The organism is Pseudooceanicola sp. LIPI14-2-Ac024 (assembly GCF_042188925.1).
Lineage (GTDB): Bacteria > Pseudomonadota > Alphaproteobacteria > Rhodobacterales > Rhodobacteraceae > Pseudooceanicola.
Window position 1 is genome coordinate 1,392,086 of the sequence record NZ_CP170102.1, and the last position, 17,010, is coordinate 1,409,095.

Sequence of the window (17,010 nt, forward strand, 5' to 3'; positions counted from 1 at the left end):
GTCGCCGACAGCCACACGCCAAGAGTCAGAGCTTCCCACCGCCTTACGCCACCCCGTAGGGTGCGTGCTCGCACGCACCACCGGAAGCCCCCCAAACGCCACGGGGCGGAGGTTCCCCCCGCCCCGCGCCAAACCGTAAGGTGCGTGCTCGCACGCACCACCCAAACCCCGTTACGACAGCGCCGCGTCGCACCGCCCGCAGACGCCCGCGTGCTTGTGCGTGCCCACGTCCGGCAGGATCTTCCAGCACCGCTGGCACTTCTGCCCCTCGGCCTTTTCAAAGACCACGCCGACACCCGGCACCTCCGGCAGGCGGAAGGCCTCGTTCGGGGCCGGATCGGCGGTCAGCGTCACGTCCGAGGTGATGCAGACATCCTCGAAGTTCACGCCCTTCAGCGCGCCCAGCATCGCGGCATCGTCCACGTGCACCACCGGCGCGGCCTCGAGCGAGGCGCCGATCACCTTGTCGGTCCGCTGCACCTCGAGCGCGGCGGTCACCGCGCGGCGCGCGGCGCGGACCTGCGCCCATTTCGCCGCCAGCGCGTCATCGCGCCAGTCGGCCGGCGTCTCGGGCATGTCGACCAGGTGGACCGAGCTGTCGTCGCCCGGGAACCGTTCCAGCCAGACCTCCTCCATCGTGAAGACGAGAATCGGGGCCAGCCAGGTGGTCAGGCGGTGGAACAGGATGTCGAGCACCGTGCGCGCGGCCTTGGCCCGCGGCGTTTCACCGTCGCAGTAGAGGACGTCCTTGCGGATGTCGAAGTAGAAGGCCGACAGGTCGAGCGTCGCGAAGTTGAAGACCGCCTGGAACGTGCCCTGGAAGTCGTAGGCCGCGTAGCCCCGGCGCACCGTCTCGTCGAGCTCGGCAAGGCGGTGCAGCACCCAGCGTTCCAGTTCCGGCATGTCGGCGGGCGCGACGCGGTCCTCCTCTCGGAAGTCCCCAAGCGAGCCGAGCATGAACCGCATCGTGTTGCGCAGGCGGCGGTAGCTGTCGGCGACGCCCTTCAGGATCTCCGGCCCGATCCGCTGGTCGGCGGTGAAATCGGTCTGTGCCACCCAGAGCCGCAGGATATCCGCGCCGTACTGCTTCACCACCTCCTCGGGGACGATGGTGTTGCCCAGCGACTTGGACATCTTGTTGCCCTTCTCGTCCAGCGTGAACCCGTGGGTCACGACGGCGCGGTAGGGCGCGTGGCCGGTGGTGCCGACCGATTGCAGCAGCGAGGAATGGAACCAGCCACGGTGCTGGTCGGTGCCCTCGAGGTAGACATCGGCGATGCCGTCCTCGGACCCGTCCGCGCGGTCGCGCAGGACAAAGGCATGGGTCGAGCCAGAGTTCGAACCACACGTCGAGGATGTCGAACACCTGCTCCCATTCGGAGGCGTCGTAGTCGTTGCCGAGGAACCGTTCCTTGGCCCCGTCCACGTACCAGGCATCCGCGCCCTCGGCCTCGAACGCCTCGGCGATGCGGGCGTTCACCTTCGGGTCGCGCAGCAGGAAGCCCGGATCGGTCGGCAGCGCCCCCTTCTTCACGAAGCAGGTCAGCGGCACACCCCAGGCGCGCTGGCGCGAGAGCACCCAATCGGGCCGCGCCTCCATCATCGAATGCAGGCGGTTGCGGCCCGATTTCGGGGTCCAGGCGACTTGGTCGATGCAGGTCAGCGCCCGCTCGCGGATCGTCGTCCCGTTCGCGTCCTGCCCGTCGCCGACGGCCTTGTCGATCGCGGCGAACCACTGCGGCGTGTTGCGGTAGATCACCGGCGCCTTCGACCGCCAGGAATGCGGGTAGGAGTGCTTGATCCTGCCCCGCGCCAGCAGCCCGCCGACCTCGCTCAGCTTGGCGATCACGGCCGCGTTGGCGTCACCCTCCCAGCTTCCGTTCTTGGCCTTGGCCCGCAGGATCCGTTTGCCGCCGAAGAACGGCAGGTCTTCGCGGAATGACCCGTCGTCCATTACGTTGTAGGTGATGACCTGCTCCAGCATGCCGAGGTCACGGTAGAGCTCGTATTCCTCCATCCCGTGCGACGGCGCGCAATGGACAAAGCCGGTGCCTTCGGTGTCGGTCACGAACTCAGCCGCGCGGAAGTCGCGCAGGTCGTCCCATTCGCCGTTGCCGCCATCGGCACCCGTCAGCGGGTGGCTCAGCCGCATCCCGGCAAGCTGCGACGGGCGCACGTCGCGCAGACGGCGGTACATGCCGTCCTCGAGCCGCGCGCGCGCCATCACGTCGGCGGCAAGGTTGTCGGCCAGGATGTAGCGGTCACCGATCCGGGCCCAGCATTCCTCGGGGCGGCCGGTGATCTCGTAGAGCCCGTAGGAGATGTCCTTGCCATAGACCACCGCCTTGTTCGACGGGATGGTCCAGGGCGTGGTCGTCCAGATCACGACGAAGGCGCCGGTCAGGTCCTCGGCAAGCTTCGCCTCGGCCTCGACAACCGCCTCGCGGTTCTCGTCGGTCGCCTCCTCGTCGGAGAGCACCATGTCCTTGCGGTCGAACTCGGCCACCCGGAACTTCACCCAGATCGTCGGGCTTTCCTTGTCGTGGTACTCGACCTCGGCCTCGGCCAGGGCGGTCTCCTCCACCGGCGACCACATCACCGGCTTGGAGCCCTGGTAGAGCGTGCCGTTCATCAGGAACTTCATGAATTCCTCGGCGATCACCCGCTCCGCGTGGAAGTTCATCGTCAGGTAGGGATCGGCCCAGTTGCCGGTGATCCCGAGGCGCTTGAACTCCTCGCGCTGGATGTCGACCCAGCCCTCGGCGAACTTGCGGCATTCCTGGCGGAAATCGACGACGTCGACCGCATCCTTGTCGAGCCCCTTGGCGCGGTACTGTTCCTCGATCTTCCACTCGATCGGCAGGCCGTGGCAGTCCCAGCCCGGGATGTAGCGCGCGTCATGGCCCATCATCTGGCGCGAGCGCACGATCATGTCCTTGAGGATCTTGTTCAGCGCGTGGCCGATGTGCAGGTGCCCGTTGGCGTAGGGCGGGCCATCGTGCAGCGTGAAGGGGGTCCGCCCCTCCTTCTCGCGCAGGCGGTCGTAGACCCCGATCCGGGCCCAGCGATCAAGCCACTCGGGCTCGCGCTTGGGCAGTCCCGCGCGCATCGGGAACTCGGTCTGGGGAAGGTTCAGGGTGTCTTTGTAGTCAGGCGTGTTGGCGCACATCTCGCGTGATCCGTCTCTTGGAAGTCGGTGAGGGAAAGGTCGGCGCGGGGTCCCATACGCCTTGTCCCGGCGGCTCGTTCGTCAGAGCGCCGGGCAGGTAATTCGAATGATGATGGCAAAGCGGGTCATCATGCGCGCGTTATAGATCCCCGCCCCCAGAGGGTAAAGCTGCGAAAACGCACAGCCCGCGCCACCGCTGCCGCCGCACGGCGGGGCTGGATCCCGGGGCCGATCCGATCAACAGTGGCCGCGGGCGACGCAGCGCCCGACATTACAGGAGGTGCGGATGGCCGGAGGCTCCAAGCTGGTGATCTACGCCGCGCTGGCCGGCAATGCCGCCATCGCCGTCACCAAGTTCGTCGCCGCCGGCATGACCGGCTCCTCGGCCATGCTGTCCGAGGCGATCCACTCGGTCGTCGACACCGGCAACCAGGTCCTTCTGCTCTTCGGCCTCGCCCGTGCCAAGCGCCCGCCGGATGCCGAACATCCCTACGGCTACGGGATGGAGGTCTATTTCTGGTCCTTCGTCGTGGCGATCCTGATCTTCGGCCTCGGCGCCGGGGTGTCGTTCTACGAGGGCCTGCTGCACCTGCGCGCGCCCGAACCGCCGACGAGCTACCGGATCAACTACATCGTCCTCGGCCTCGCCATGCTGTTCGAGGGCGCGTCCTGGCTGATCGCCCTGCGCGAGATGAACCGGATCAAGGGCCGCCGCACCCTCTGGCAGGCGGTGCAGCGGTCCAAGGACCCGTCGATGTTCACCGTCCTGTTCGAGGACAGCGCCGCCCTGCTGGGCCTCTTCATCGCCTTCCTGGGCCTGCTGGCGTCGCAGCACCTCGGCTGGCACTGGGCCGACGGCGCGGCGTCCATCGGGATCGCGGCGGTGCTGGCGCTGGCCGCGGCCGGGCTGGCGCACGAGACGCGGAGCCTCCTGATCGGCGAGGCCGCCGCCCCCGAGACCCGCGCCGCGATCCGCCAGATGATCGCCGACGAGGTCGTGGTCGAACGCATCAACGAGCTCAGGACCATCCATCTCGGCCCCGAGAACGTGCTGGCCAATATCAGCCTCGATTTCCGCGACGACGCGGCGCTGGCCGATGTCGAGGGCACGGTGAACCGGCTCGAGGCCCGCATCCGCGAGGCCTATCCCGAGTTCAAGTACATCTTCATCGAGGCACAGGCCCGCGAGGAAATGATGGGCCAGCCCTTCGGAACCAGGACGGGGCCCTGACCCCGACGCGCCCTCAGCCCCCGAACGGATCCTCGGGATAGCCGACGCCATCCAGGTACAACCCCTCGGGCGGGCAGACCGGCCCGCAGGCCGCGCGGTCGGCGGCCTCGAGTGCCGTCTTCACGTCCTCCGGCGCCCAGGCCCCGGCCCCGACCCGCTCCAGCGTGCCGACGATCGACCGCACCTGGTTGTGCAGGAACGATCGCGCCCGCAGGCGGAACTGCAGCTCGGGTCCCGACGGCCCGTCCACCGCGTCGATGGTGATCTCGTCCAGGGTCTTCACCGGGCTCGCCGCCTGGCAGATCGAGCTGCGGAAGGTGGTGAAATCGTGCCTGCCGATCAGGTGCGCTGCCGCCGCGCGCATCGGCGCCACGTCGAGCACCTGCTTCACCTGCCAGACCAGCCCCGCATCGTGCGTCGCCGGGGCCCGCCGCATCAGCAGGCGAAAGAAGTACCGCCGCTCCAATGCCGAGAACCGGGCGTGCCAGTCGTCGTCCACCCGCGCCGCCGCCACCACCGCGACCGGCTGCGGCTTGAGGTGGTAGTTCAGCGCCTCGGACAGGCGGAACGGGTCCCAGTCCTTTGCCATGTCGCACTGCGCCACCTGCCCCTTGGCATGCACCCCGGCGTCGGTCCGCCCGGCGGCGGCAATGGTGTGCTCGCCCGGTTCCAGCCGCGCCAGCGCCGCCTCGATCGCGCCCTGCACCGACGGCTGGTCGGCCTGCCGCTGCCAGCCCGCGAAGGGGCCGCCATGGTATTCGATTTTCAGGGCAAATCTGGGCATGCAGCCGGTTACCGCGCCGCCCCGGCACTGGCAAGTGCGCCGTGGCGCGCCTATGTTGCCCGGAAAGGCAAGGACGGAATGGGGCAGCGCATTGGTGATAGGCACTCTGGCCGACGAGGTGACCCGCCGAGCGGAGGCGGTCGGCGACAGGATCTCGGGCGCCTTCTTCGAACCCGTCATCCGGCTGGGCGTCACCGGGCTGGCCCGCGCGGGCAAGACGGTCTTCATCACCTCGCTGGTCGCCAACCTGATGGACCGGGCGCGGATGCCGCAACTGGTGGCGCAGGCCGACGGCCGCATCGTCGCCGCCTATCTCCAGCCGCAGCCCGACGACACGGTGCCCCGCTTCGACTATGAAAACCACCTTGCCGCGATCACCGCGGCCGAGCCGTTCTGGCCCGAAAGCACCCGCACGGTGAGCGAGCTGCGATTGTCGCTCAAGGTCCGCTCCGGCGGGCTCCTGGGCGGCTTCGGCGGGCCCAGGACCTTGCACCTCGACATCGTGGACTATCCCGGGGAATGGCTGCTCGACCTCGGTCTGCTTGAGAAATCCTATGCCCAGTGGTCCGCAGACGTGCTCGACTGGGCCGACCGGCGGGCCGAGGCGCGCGATTTCCTGGCCGTGGCCGAGGCCGCCGCCGGACAGACGACATGGGAAGAACCCGACGCCCGCGCCCTGGCCGATGCCTACAAGGCTTACCTGCGCGCCGCGCGCGACGCGGGGCACGCCGACATCACCCCGGGCCGGTTCCTGCTGCCGGGCGAGATGGAGGGCTCTCCTGCCCTCACCTTCGCCCCCCTCCGCCCCGAGGACGCGCCCGCCCGCAAGGGCCTCTGGCGCGAGATGGAGCGCCGCTACGAGGCCTACAAGGATCGCGTGGTAAAGCCCTTCTTCCGCGATCACTTCGCCCGGATCGACCGGCAGGTGGTGCTGGTCGATGCGCTGTCGGCCATTCACGGCGGCCCCCCGGCGGTCGAGGAACTGCGCCGCGCGATGGCCGACATCCTCGGTGCCTTCCGGCCGGGGCGGAACCGGTTCCTGTCCAGCCTCCTGATGGGCAAGCGGGTCGAGAAGATCCTCTTTGCCGCCACCAAGGCCGACCACCTGCACCACACCCAGCACGGCCGCCTGACCGCGATCATGGAGGCGCTGCTGCGCGACGCCGTCGACCGCGCGTCCTTTGCCGGGGCCGACACCGCCGCCATGTCGATCGCCGCCCTGCGCGCCACGGTCGAGGAAACGGTCAACCACGGCGGCCATCCCGTCGACTGCGTGCGCGGCAGGCTGCTGACCACCGGCAAGCAGGCCGCGCTCTATCCCGGCGAACTGCCCGAGGATCCCAAGCGCCTGCTGAACCCCGCCCGCTCGCTGGCCGAGGGCTGGCTGGATGCCGACTACAACGTGATGGCCTTCGCCCCCGCGCCGCTCAGGCTGAAACCGGGCGAAGGGCCGCCGCACATCCGGCTCGACCGGGCGGCGCAGTTCCTGATCGGGGACCGGCTGTGAGCGGGCTGATGCTGCGCCCGGCCCGCCCGCTCGACGCGGGCGCGGTGGCGGGGATCCTGTCGGGCTTCATCGACGAGACCGACTGGATGCCGCGCATCCACACCCGCGCCGAGGAAATCGCCTTTGCCGACACGCTGATCGCCCGCGGCTGGACCACGGTGGCGGTCGAGGATGGCGTGGTCTCGGGCTTCCTTTCCCGCAACGGCGAAGAGGTCCACGCCCTCTACCTGGCCACCGCCGCCCGCGGCCGGGGCATCGGCGCCCGGCTGCTGGACGAGGCCAAGGCCGCGAGCGCCCGGCTGGCGCTCTGGTGCTTCGAGGCGAATACCGCGGCGCAGGGCTTCTACCGTGCGCAGGGCTTCGACGAGGCCGGGCGCACCGACGGCGCGCGCAACGACGAGAACCTGCCGGACATCCGGTATGTCTGGGAAAGGGCCTGAGGCATGAGCGACGAGGACAAGCGCAGGGGCCCGATCCTGATCGAGCTGGACGAGGAGACCGGGGCCCCCGGCCCCGGCGAGGTGCCGCCGGTCCCCGACCTGCCCGGCGCCCGCCCCGAGGGTCGCGCGATGCAGACGGTGGCGACGCTCGCGGGCCGCCCGCGCTCGCGCCTTGCCCGCTGGTTCTGGTCGCTGGCCGGGGCGCTGGTCGCCGCCTTCATCTCGATCGCCGCCTGGCAGGCGGTGATGGGGCTGATCGCGACCTACCCGCTGCTCGGCTACTCGATGACCGCGCTGATCGTGCTCTTCGTCGTGGTCTGCCTGCTGATCGTGATCAAGGAACTCGCCGCCTTCTCGCGCCTGTCCCGGATGGACCGCCTGCATGCCGAGGCCGAGGCGGTACTGGCCGAGGGCGACCTGAAACGCGCCCGCGCGCTCACGGCCAAACTTACCGCGCTCTACGCTGGCCGGGACGAGCTGAAATGGGGCCTAGAACGCTTCCGCGACCGGTCCGGGGAGCAGTTCGACGCCGAGGCGCTGGTCGGCCTGGCCGAGGCAGAGCTTCTCGCCCCGCTCGATGCCGCCGCCCGGCGCGAGGTCGAGGCCGCGGCCCGCCAGGTCGCCGCGGTGACCGCCGTGGTGCCGCTGGCGCTGGCCGACGTGGTTGCGGCGCTGACCTCGAACCTGCGGATGATCCGCCGGATCGCCGAGATCTACGGCGGCCGCTCCGGCACGCTGGGGTCGTGGCGGCTGACCCGCGCGGTGATGACCCACCTCGTGGCCACCGGCGCCGTCGCGGTTGGCGACGACACGATCGGCTCGGTCCTCGGCGGCACGCTGCTGGCCCGGTTGTCGCGGCGGTTCGGGGAAGGCGTGGTGAACGGCGCGCTCACCGCCCGCGTCGGCGTCGCCGCGATGGAGGTCTGCCGCCCCCTGCCCTTCGGCGAAGGCCGCCGCCCCTCGGTCGCCGGGATCATCAAGCGCGCGCTGACCGGGTTGTTCGGAGACAAGGAAGGGTAACGGGGCGTCGGGCGGTTCGGCTGCCGTGCGCCCGTCTAACTCGGCGGCGTGAATCCCCGCCGTACGTATCACCGTCCAACCACGTAGGATGGGGTTCCCACCCCCCGCCCTCCGATCACACCACCGCCAGCTCCGGCACCTGCACCGCCGCGGCCTCCGCCGCCCATGTCACCACGATCATCGCGCAGCCCGTCACCGCTTCGCGGGCGACACAGGCCGCCAGGTCGTCCAGCCGGCAGCGCAACATCCGCTCTCCGGGTTTCGACACCTCGACCGCCAGCAACACCTCGCTTGTCCCAGGCATCCCGCGCTGCAGCAGCCCGGCCTCGATCCGCGCGGCCTGCCCGGCCGCCATGTAGAAGGCCGTCGTCACCCCCGGCGCCGCCAGCCGGGTTGCATCGGGCATCGCAGAGCCGGCCTGCCCCTGCCCGGTTGTCAGCACCAGCGTGTCCGACACCCCGCGTTCGGTCAGCGACTGCCCGGCGCGGGCGGTCGCGGCGCAGGCCGCCGTCACGCCCGGCACGATCTCGACCGCGATGCCCGCGTCGCGGGCGGCGGCCAGTTCCTCGCCCGCGCGGCCGAAGACGCCGGGATCGCCGCTCTTGAGCCGCACGACCCGCCGTCCCCTGCGCGCCTCGGCGGTGATCACGGCATTGATCCGTTCCTGCGGCCAGGCATGCGCGCCGACCACCTTGCCTACGAACACCCGCTCCGCATCGCGGCGGGCCAGCTCCAGCACCTCGGGATCGACCAGCCGGTCGTAGAAGATCACGTCGGCCTCCTGCAGCCGTTCGACCGCGCGAAGCGTCAGCAGGTCGCGCGCGCCCGGCCCGGCCCCGACCAGCGCGATGTGCCCCTCGGCCTGCGCCTCGGGCGCACCGCCCGCGGCGATGGCATCCTTGATCCGCCGCGCCGCCTCGCGCTCGGCCCCGCGGGTCCAGTCGTGGCGCGGCGCCTCGGCAAAGACCCACCGCCAGAACGCCCGCCGCCGGGCATGCGGCACCCGGTCCGCCACCGCGCCGCGCATCCGCCCCGCAAGGGCCGCCAGCCCGCCGAGGTTCGGCGCCAGCAGTTCCTCCACCCGGGTCTTGATCTGCCGCGCCAGCACCGGCGCCGTGCCCTCGGTCCCGATCGCCACCACCACCGGGTCGCGGTCGACGATCGAGGGCGTCGTGAGGTCGCAAAGGTCCGGCCGGTCGACCACGTTCACCGGGCAGCCCGCCGCCCGCGCGAGCGCGTGCAGGCTGGCATCGGTCGCCGGGCAGCCGGTGGCGACAAAGCCCATGGCCGCCCCCGCGAAGAGCGCGGGCGTGATCGCGTCCCGGTGCCAGGTCGCCCGCCCCTCGGCCACGACATCGGCCAGTTCCGGGTCGAGCTCAGCCGCCGCAATGACGATCTCGGCGTCGGTCTTGAGGATCAGCCGCGTCTTCTGGGCCGCCTGCTCGCCGCCGCCGGCGATGACCACGCGGCGGCCGGTGGTTCGGATGAACATGGGAAAGCTCTTCATGGCAGGCCTCCTCAGGCAGCGAGCGAGCGGTGACGCGCGGACCAGAGGTCGCGCGCGGTGGTGTCGGGATCGGCCACGCCAAGCGTGTCGAGCGCCAGGGCCGCGGTGCCGACGACCACCGCTTCGGCAAACGGATCGTCGAGCGTCCCGCGCCAGAGCGCGGTCAGCGCCGCCGGGTCGTCCTGGCCGTCGTCCATCCGCCGGGTGTCGGCCACGAGGGCGGGCGCGGTGTCCTCCCAGCCCGCGCCCGCGCGCAGGCCGAAGCCCGCGATCTCCTTGGCCGGGTTGCGTTCGAATTCGCCGCCACCGCCCTTGATGACGGTCAGCGCACGCCAGCCCATCAGTGCCGCCGCATCGGCCTGCAGCAGGCGGTAGGACGGGTGGAACACGCCCTGCACACTGGCCCCGGCGCGGGCCGGGTTCAGCATCCGGCAGGTGGTGTTAATGCAGGACCGCAGGCCGAAGACCGGGCGCAGGCCCAGCAGACCGAAGAGCGCGGGCGACAGGGTTTCAAGCGGCAGGTAGGCGATGCCCGTCTGGTCGAGCAGGCCCGGCACCGCCCCCGGCCCCTCAGCCGTCGGGATGCCCGCGGCCGCCAGCCCGCTGCGCACCGCCGCGTCCGCCCCGTTCCAGCCGTGGATCAGCACCCGGTGCCCCGCCTGCGCGACCAGCCGCGCCGAAAGAAGGAACCACGGCAGGCCCCGCGTGCGCCCGGCGGCATAGCTCGGCCAGTCGAGGTCGACGGCCCCCAGCGGCGGCAGGCTGTCCTGCGCCGCCCCGGCAAAGCCCGCGATTTCCTCGGCCGTCTCGCCCTTCATCCTCAGCAGCATCAAGAGCGCGCCGACCGCCTCGGGATCGGCCCGGCCCGAAAGCATGATCGCCATCGCCTCTGCCGCCTCGTCGCGGGTCAGCGAGCGTGACCGGCCCGGGCCGCGCCCCAGCGTGCGGACATGGGGGGCCAGCGCATGGTTCATTCAGCCGCTTCCTTGTGTTGCGCGCGCGCCAGCAGCGCCGCGATCTCGGGCCGGCAGGAGCCGCAGTTGGTCCCCGCCTGCAATGCCGCGCCGACGGCTTCGACGCTCATCAGCCCGTCGCTCTCGATCGCCGAGAGGATGGTGTTCACCCCGACCCCGAAGCACGAACAGAGCACCGGCCCCGGATCGGGGCGATCGGCGGGGGTGCGCCCGGTGAGCGCCTCCCCCGCCACCTCGCCCGGGAGCTGGGCGAGGTAGTCGCGCATCACCGCCACCGGACGGGGCGAGACGAAGAGGGCGGCAATCAGGCGGTCGCCGTCGAGGAAGGCCAGCCGCGCGGTGCCGCGCCGGGCGTCGATCAGGGTCTGGACCGGGGCGTCGGGCAGCCCGAAGAGCTCGCGCGCCCGCGCTTCCCAGTCCGCGACGGGGTCGAGCCCCGCCAGCTCTGCCCGCCAGCCCTGCGCGGTGCGCGCCCGGGCCCAGTAATCCGCGCGCGGCGTCATCGCGCGGGCCGACACGGCAAAGCCGTACCAGGCCGCGTCCAGCCGTTCGACCGATGCCACCGCCGCCTTGCTTTCGGGCTGGCCCGACACCGGGTCGGTGACGCCCGCGACCAGCGCGTCGATCCGGGCCGAGGGGGCGGTTTCGCCGGTCCAGTGCATCGGGGCGAACACCTGCCCCGGCGCGACATCGGTGGTGATCCGCGCCCTGAGGATCGCCTGCCCCTCGGGGCTTTTCACCCGGACGAGGTCGGCCGGGTCGATCCGCAGCCCGCGCGCGTCGTCGGGATGGATGTCGAGGAACGGTTCCGCCAGGTGCGCCGAGAGGCGGGGCGAGAGGCCCGAACGGGTCATCGTGTGCCACTGGTCGCGGATGCGCCCGGTGTTCAGCCGGAAGGGATAGCGCTTGCCGGTCCTCGCCTCGGGCGCGCGGGCGGTGACCGGCAGCATCCGGGCGCGGCCGTCGGCATGGTAGAACGCACCGTCGGCAAAGAACCGGCCGCCGTCACGCGTCGCGGTCACCGGCCAGCGCGTCGGGGCGAGCGTCGCATAGCCCTCCTCTCCGATCCCGGTCAGGCCCGAGATGTCGAAGTCGCGCCCCAGCCTGCCGGCGATCCCCGACAGCGCCGCGTATTCGCGAAAGATCTCGGCCGGCGTGGCGTAGTCGAAGGCCTCGCGCCAGCCCATCCGCTGCCCGACCTCGGCCAGTTGCGCCCAGTCGGGCCGCGCCTGCCCCGGGGCCGGCAGGACGGCGCGCTGGCGGCTGATCGTGCGGTCCGAGTTGGTGACGGTCCCGTCCTTCTCCGCCCAGGCGGTCGCGGGCAGCACGAGGTCGGCCAGCCGCGCCGTGTCGGTCTGCGCGGTGATGTCGCTGACCACGGTGAAGTCGCAGCCCGCGATCGCGTCGCGCACCCGGTCGGCATCGGGCATCGAGACGGCGGGATTGGTGTGCATGATCCAGAGCGCCTTGATCCGCCCCTCGCCGACCGCGCGGAACATGTCGACGGCCTTGAGCCCCGCCGCCTGCGGCAGGGGCCCGGCACCCCAGAAATCGCGCACGGCGGCGCGGTGTTCGGCATTCTCCAGCTCCAGGTGGCAGGCCAGCATGTTGGCCAGCCCCCCGACCTCGCGCCCGCCCATGGCGTTCGGCTGCCCGGTGACCGAGAACGGCCCGCAGCCCGGCGTGCCGATCCGGCCGGTGGCGAGGTGGCAGTTGAGGATCGCGTTGACCTTGTCGCTGCCCGACGAACTCTGGTTCACGCCCTGGCTGAAGACGGTGACGACCCGCTCTGTCCCGATCCAGAGCTTGCAGAAATCGGCGATCTGCTGCGGGTCGAGCCCGGTCTTGGCCGGGTCGTCGACCAGCGCCGCCTTCAGCGCGGCGTCGAACCCGTCGACATTGCGCAGGAATTCCTTGTCGAGCGCCCCGCCCTCGAAGATCGCGCTGAGCAGTTCGTTGAAGAGCGCGACGTCCGACCCGGGCGCGAGGGCCAGGTGCATGTCGGCCTGGTCGCAGCTGGCCGTCCGGCGCGGGTCGATGACGACGATCCTGGTGCCCCGCGCCGCCCGCGCGGTCAGCACCCGCTGGTAGAGGATCGGGTGGCACCAGGCGAGGTTCGAACCGACGAGGACGACAAGGTCCGCCTCGTCGAGGTCCTCGTAGGTGCCGGGTACCGTGTCGGTGCCGAAGGCCCGGCGGTGCCCGGCGACGGTCGAGGCCATGCAGAGCCGCGAATTGGTGTCGATGTTGGCCGAACCGATGAAGCCCTTCATCAGCTTGTTGGCGACGTAGTAGTCCTCGGTCAGCAACTGGCCCGAGACGTAGAAGGCCACGCTGTCCGGCCCGTGCGTGGCGATGGTCTCTGCGAAACGGTCTGCGACGGTTTGCAACGCCTCGTCCCAGCCGATCTCGTGCCCCTGGTAGACCGGCGCCAGCAGCCGTTCCTCCAGCCCCACCGTCTCGCCCAGGGCCGCACCCTTGGAACAGAGCCGCCCGCGGTTCGCCGGGTGGTCCGGGTCGCCCTTCACGTCAAGCCCGCCGCGCCCGTCCGGGGTCAGCAGCACCCCGCAGCCCACGCCGCAATAGGCGCAGGTCGACCGGACGGCGGGCGCGCTCACGCCGCGCTCCGCTCGGCCAGGGCCGAGGTATCGAGCAGGATGCGCCCGTCCTCGACCCGCACCGGGTAGGTGGCGATCCGGCCCTCGTCGGCGCCCTGCGCCTCACCGGTTTCGAGGTCGAAGACCATGTTGTGCAGCGGGCAGGTCACCCGGCGGCCATGTACGATCCCCTCGTTCAGCGGCCCGCCCTTGTGCGGGCAGGTGTTCGAGACGGCAAAGACCTCCGCCTCTCCCGTCCGGAACAGGCCGATGCAGCCGACCCGGGTCTTGACCAGCCGCGCGCCGCGCAGCGGCACGTCGTCGAGGGCGCCAATGTCGATCCAGTTCATTCCGCAGCCTCCAGCGAGAGATCGGCCAGCGGCGCATAGGTCGCGGCCCGGTTCCTGACGTGATCGGCCCAGGGGTCCTTCTGGTAGACCGATTGCGAGATGTCGAAGCGTTCGATCAGCCCGGCCCGGATCGCGGGGTCGAGGACCTGCGACTTCACCCAGTCGAGCCCGACCTTTGCGATCCACTTGTAGGGCCGGTCGAGGTACTTGGCGTTCTCGCGGTAGAGCTGGACGAAGGCGACAGTCAGATCGATCGCCTCCTGCTCGGTCGCGGCCTCGGCCAGGCGCTCGACCTCCTTCACGTCCATGCCCGCCGCCCCGCCGACGCCGATCTGGTAGCCGCTATCGACACAGACGATGCCGACGTCCTTGCAGGTCGCCTCGGCGCAATTCCGGGGGCAGCCCGACACGGCGAGCTTGACCTTGTGCGGCGTCCACGAGCCCCAGAGCCGCTTCTCCAGCTTGATGCCCAGCCCGGTGCTGTCCTGCGTGCCGAACCGGCACCAGTCCGAACCCACGCAGGTCTTCACCGTGCGCAGCCCCTTGGAATAGGCGTGGCCGGACACCATCCCGGCGTCGTTCAGGTCCGCCCAGATCGCCGGCAGGTCTTCTTTCTTGATGCCCAGCAGGTCGATCCGCTGGCCGCCCGTGACCTTCACCGCCGCACCGTACTTGTCGGCCGCGTCGGCAATCGCGCGCAGCTCGTTCGCGTCGGTCATCCCGCCCCACATCCGGGGCATGACGGAATAGGTGCCGTCCTTCTGGATGTTGGCGTGGTTGCGTTCGTTGACGAAGCGCGACTGCGGGTCGTCCTGGTACTCCAGCGGCCAGTCGGCGAGCAGGTAGAAGTTCACCGCCGGGCGGCAGACGTGGCAGCCGTTGACGGTCTTCCAGCCGAGCTCCTGCCAGACGGCAGGCTGCGACTTAAGCTCCTTCGACTTGATCAGGCGCCGAACGTCCTCGTGGGTGAGGTCGCAGCAGGTGCAGATCGGCTGCGCCGCAGGCTTGGCATAGCCGTCGCCCAGCGTGACCTCGAGCAGTTGTTCGACCAGCCCCGTGCAGGTCCCGCAGGAGGCGCTGGCCTTGGTCGTCGCCTTCAGCGAGGGGATGTCGGTCGCGCCGCCCTCGATCGCCTGGACGATGGTGCCCTTGCAAACGCCGTTGCAGCCGCAGATTTCCGCATCATCCGGCAAGGCTGCAACGGCTGAGAGAGGGTCCGATGCGGCACCTCCCTGGTAGGCGGGACCAAAGATCAGCGTGTCGCGCATCTCGGACACGTCGGTGCCGTCCTTGATCAAGCCGAAGAACCAGTTGCCGTCCGCCGTGTCGCCGTACATCACCGCGCCGATCAGCTTTTCGCCCTCCAGCACCAGCCGCTTGTAGACGCCGCGCGCCGGGTCGCGGAACACGATGTCCTCGCGCGTTTCGCCTTCCGCGAAATCGCCCGCGCTGAAGAGGTCGCAACCGGTGACCTTGAGCTTGGTCGAGGTCTCGCGGACCGTGAAGGTCTCCTCCTCGTCCACCAGCGTCTTGGCCAGCACCTTCGCCTGGTCGTAGAGCGGCGCGACGAGGCCGAAGACATTGCCCTCGAACTCCACGCATTCGCCGACGGCAAAGACGTCCGGGTCCGAGGTCCGCATCTGCGCGTCGACATGGATCGCGCGACCCACGGCCAGCCCGGTGTCCTTGGCGAGCTGGACCGAGGGACGGATGCCCACGGCCATCACGACGATGTCCGCCTCGAGCACGGTGCCATCCTCAAGCAGCACCCGTTCGACACGGCCGTCGCCCTGGATCTCCTTGGTCGACGCCTTGGTCAGCACGGTGATCCCGCGCCGTTCGAGGTCCTTCTTCAGCAGGTAGCCCGCGGCTTCGTCGAGCTGGCGCTCCATCAGGTGGCCCATCAGGTGGAGCACGGTGACCTCCATGCCCCGCATGCGGAGCGCGGCGGCGGCCTCAAGCCCCAACAGGCCGCCGCCGATGACGACCGCGCGGCCACCAGGCTTGCCTGAGGCATCCGTCATGGCGGTCGTGTCTTCGAGGTCGCGGAAGGCGACCACGCCGGGCAGGTCATGGCCCGGGCAAGGGATGATGAAGGCCGACGACCCGGTGCCGAAGACCAGCTTGTCGTAGGGCACCTCGCCCTTCTCGCCCACCACGACCTTGCGGTCGCGGTCGACGGTCAGGACCTTCTCGCCAAAGCGGCAGGTGACGCCGTTGGCGGCGTACCAGTCCGCGTCGTGGGTGACGATCTCGTCATAGCTTTTCTCGCCCGACAGCACCGGGGAGAGCATGATGCGGTTGTAGTTGCCGCGCGGTTCCGCGTTGAAGAGCGTGACCTCGTAGGCACCGGGATCGGCCTCGAAGAGATGTTCGAGGGCCCGGCCCGAGGCCATGCCGGCTCCGATGACGACCAGTTTCTGCATGGGTTCCATCTCCTCAGACATACCAGGCCACGATGTGGGCCAGTTCGGCGCCCTGGTAGATCGGCAGCGCCACCATCGAGCCGTAGCCGGCGGCCAGGCCCGCCGCGTCGCTGTCCACCACCGGAAGGCCGCCGCCGATGACGCGGCCGATCAGCCCCTGCCACGCGGTGACGCGGCGCGGGTTGTCCTCGTCCCAGAGCCGGCCCTCGCGGGCGCAGATGCCGTCGATCAGCTCGGCCCCGCCGCCCTTGCCGACCTTGGCGGCGCGGGCATCCCACAGCTCGAACCGGCGGGCGATCGGGGTGCCCTGCGCCGAGAGGAGCGTGAGGACGTACGTCCGCTGTGACGGCACCGGGATCGGCACGCCGAGGCCCGTGGTCAGCCCCGCCTTGGCGGCGCTGTCGGCACGGATGAAGCGGTAGCCCGACCCGAGGTCGCGCATCAGGATCGGCGTCTTGGACGCCCAGACCCCGCCGGGCAGCCCCTGCCCCGCCGGGAAATGCGTGTGCTGGCTGACCCATTCGAAATGCTTGGCGGCGCCGTAGTAGCCGTCGTCGAGCATCAGCAGGCCTTCGCTTTCGGCCCAGATCTCGATGGCGCCCGTGCGCTCGGCATCGTCGCCGCAGAGGACGACGAGCACCGCTTTCAGCTTGGCCCCGGCAAAGACCGGGATCGCGACCGCGCTGGTCAGCCCCGCCTCGGCCGCGGCCTCGGTCCGCTTGAAGTACGACCCGTCAAAGCCCTTGAGGACAACCGGCCGTTCCTCAGCCCACGCCTTGCCCGGCAACCCCTCGCCCTTGGCGAAACTTTCCCGGCGCGAAGCGGCCTCGAAGGCCTCCAGCCCGCCGTAGTGGCCGCCACCATGGACCAGTCGATCCCCTTCGGGGACCCGAGATCTCTGCGATCTGGATGAAGGTCTTGGCCGGCGTATCGAGTGCGACATCCATGATGCCTGCTCCTTTCGATCGGCGCCGCTGCGTGTCCAATCCGCCTTGGATGACGGTC

General features: G+C 70.5%; 11 protein-coding genes and 1 pseudogene. 4 read left to right on the top strand and 8 right to left on the bottom strand.

Annotation, left to right across the window (positions count from 1 at the left end):
* Window positions 1-171 precede the first annotated feature (171 nt).
* Window positions 172-3,169, bottom strand: a pseudogene (ileS, locus tag ACE2AC_RS06795) (isoleucine--tRNA ligase).
* 286 nt (window positions 3,170-3,455) lie between these two features.
* Between ileS and ACE2AC_RS06800 the strand changes: the two are divergent.
* Window positions 3,456-4,400 (top strand): cation diffusion facilitator family transporter, encoded by a 945-nt coding sequence (locus ACE2AC_RS06800; RefSeq protein WP_375691344.1) that lies wholly within the window; start codon window positions 3,456-3,458, stop codon window positions 4,398-4,400.
* A 13-nt stretch (window positions 4,401-4,413) separates the two neighbouring features.
* Here the strand turns inward: ACE2AC_RS06800 and truA are convergent, their stop codons facing one another.
* Window positions 4,414-5,184 carry a tRNA pseudouridine(38-40) synthase TruA gene (gene truA / locus ACE2AC_RS06805; RefSeq protein ID WP_375691345.1) on the bottom strand — a complete coding sequence of 257 codons (771 nt, stop codon included), beginning with the start codon at window positions 5,182-5,184 and terminating at the stop codon, window positions 4,414-4,416.
* 91 nt (window positions 5,185-5,275) lie between these two features.
* Between truA and ACE2AC_RS06810 the strand changes: the two genes are divergently transcribed.
* Genes ACE2AC_RS06810 through ACE2AC_RS06820 form a run of 3 tightly spaced genes read left to right on the top strand, consistent with a single transcriptional unit; the run spans window position 5,276 to window position 8,151 of the window.
* The gene (locus tag ACE2AC_RS06810) at window positions 5,276-6,691 is read left to right on the top strand and encodes a YcjX family protein (RefSeq protein WP_375691346.1); all 1,416 of its coding nucleotides are present in this window, start codon (window positions 5,276-5,278) and stop codon (window positions 6,689-6,691) included.
* Window positions 6,688-7,131, top strand: coding sequence for a GNAT family N-acetyltransferase (locus ACE2AC_RS06815; protein WP_375691347.1), 444 nt, complete (start codon window positions 6,688-6,690; stop codon window positions 7,129-7,131). Before ACE2AC_RS06810 ends, ACE2AC_RS06815 begins: the two co-directional genes overlap by 4 nt.
* Window positions 7,132-7,134: 3 nt before the next feature.
* On the top strand, window positions 7,135-8,151 hold the full coding sequence (locus ACE2AC_RS06820) for a YcjF family protein (RefSeq protein WP_375691348.1): 1,017 nt from the start codon (window positions 7,135-7,137) through the stop codon (window positions 8,149-8,151).
* A 115-nt stretch (window positions 8,152-8,266) separates the two neighbouring features.
* Here the strand turns inward: ACE2AC_RS06820 and cysG are convergent, their stop codons facing one another.
* The 6 genes from cysG to ACE2AC_RS06850 are packed head-to-tail and all read right to left on the bottom strand — an operon-like array spanning window position 8,267 to window position 16,948.
* Complete coding sequence (cysG, locus tag ACE2AC_RS06825; RefSeq protein ID WP_375691349.1) at window positions 8,267-9,658, bottom strand: siroheme synthase CysG; 1,392 nt, start codon at window positions 9,656-9,658, stop codon at window positions 8,267-8,269.
* A gap of 11 nt (window positions 9,659-9,669) precedes the next feature.
* A complete protein-coding gene (locus ACE2AC_RS06830; RefSeq protein WP_375691350.1) occupies window positions 9,670-10,632 on the bottom strand; it encodes a glycosyl transferase family protein in 963 nt (320 codons plus the stop codon).
* Window positions 10,629-13,250, bottom strand: a complete 2,622-nt coding sequence (locus ACE2AC_RS06835) for a molybdopterin-dependent oxidoreductase (protein ID WP_375691351.1) — start codon at window positions 13,248-13,250, stop codon at window positions 10,629-10,631. Before ACE2AC_RS06835 ends, ACE2AC_RS06830 begins: the two co-directional genes overlap by 4 nt.
* Window positions 13,247-13,579, bottom strand: a complete 333-nt coding sequence (gene nirD, locus ACE2AC_RS06840; protein ID WP_375691352.1) for a nitrite reductase small subunit NirD — start codon at window positions 13,577-13,579, stop codon at window positions 13,247-13,249. Before nirD ends, ACE2AC_RS06835 begins: the two co-directional genes overlap by 4 nt.
* Window positions 13,576-16,005 (bottom strand): nitrite reductase large subunit NirB, encoded by a 2,430-nt coding sequence (gene nirB / locus ACE2AC_RS06845; protein WP_375691353.1) that lies wholly within the window; start codon window positions 16,003-16,005, stop codon window positions 13,576-13,578. The genes nirD and nirB overlap by 4 nt, the downstream gene beginning before the upstream one ends.
* 13 nt (window positions 16,006-16,018) lie before the next feature.
* A complete protein-coding gene (locus ACE2AC_RS06850) occupies window positions 16,019-16,948 on the bottom strand; it encodes a GAF domain-containing protein (protein WP_375691354.1) in 930 nt (309 codons plus the stop codon).
* Between the last annotated feature and the right edge of the window lie 62 nt (window positions 16,949-17,010).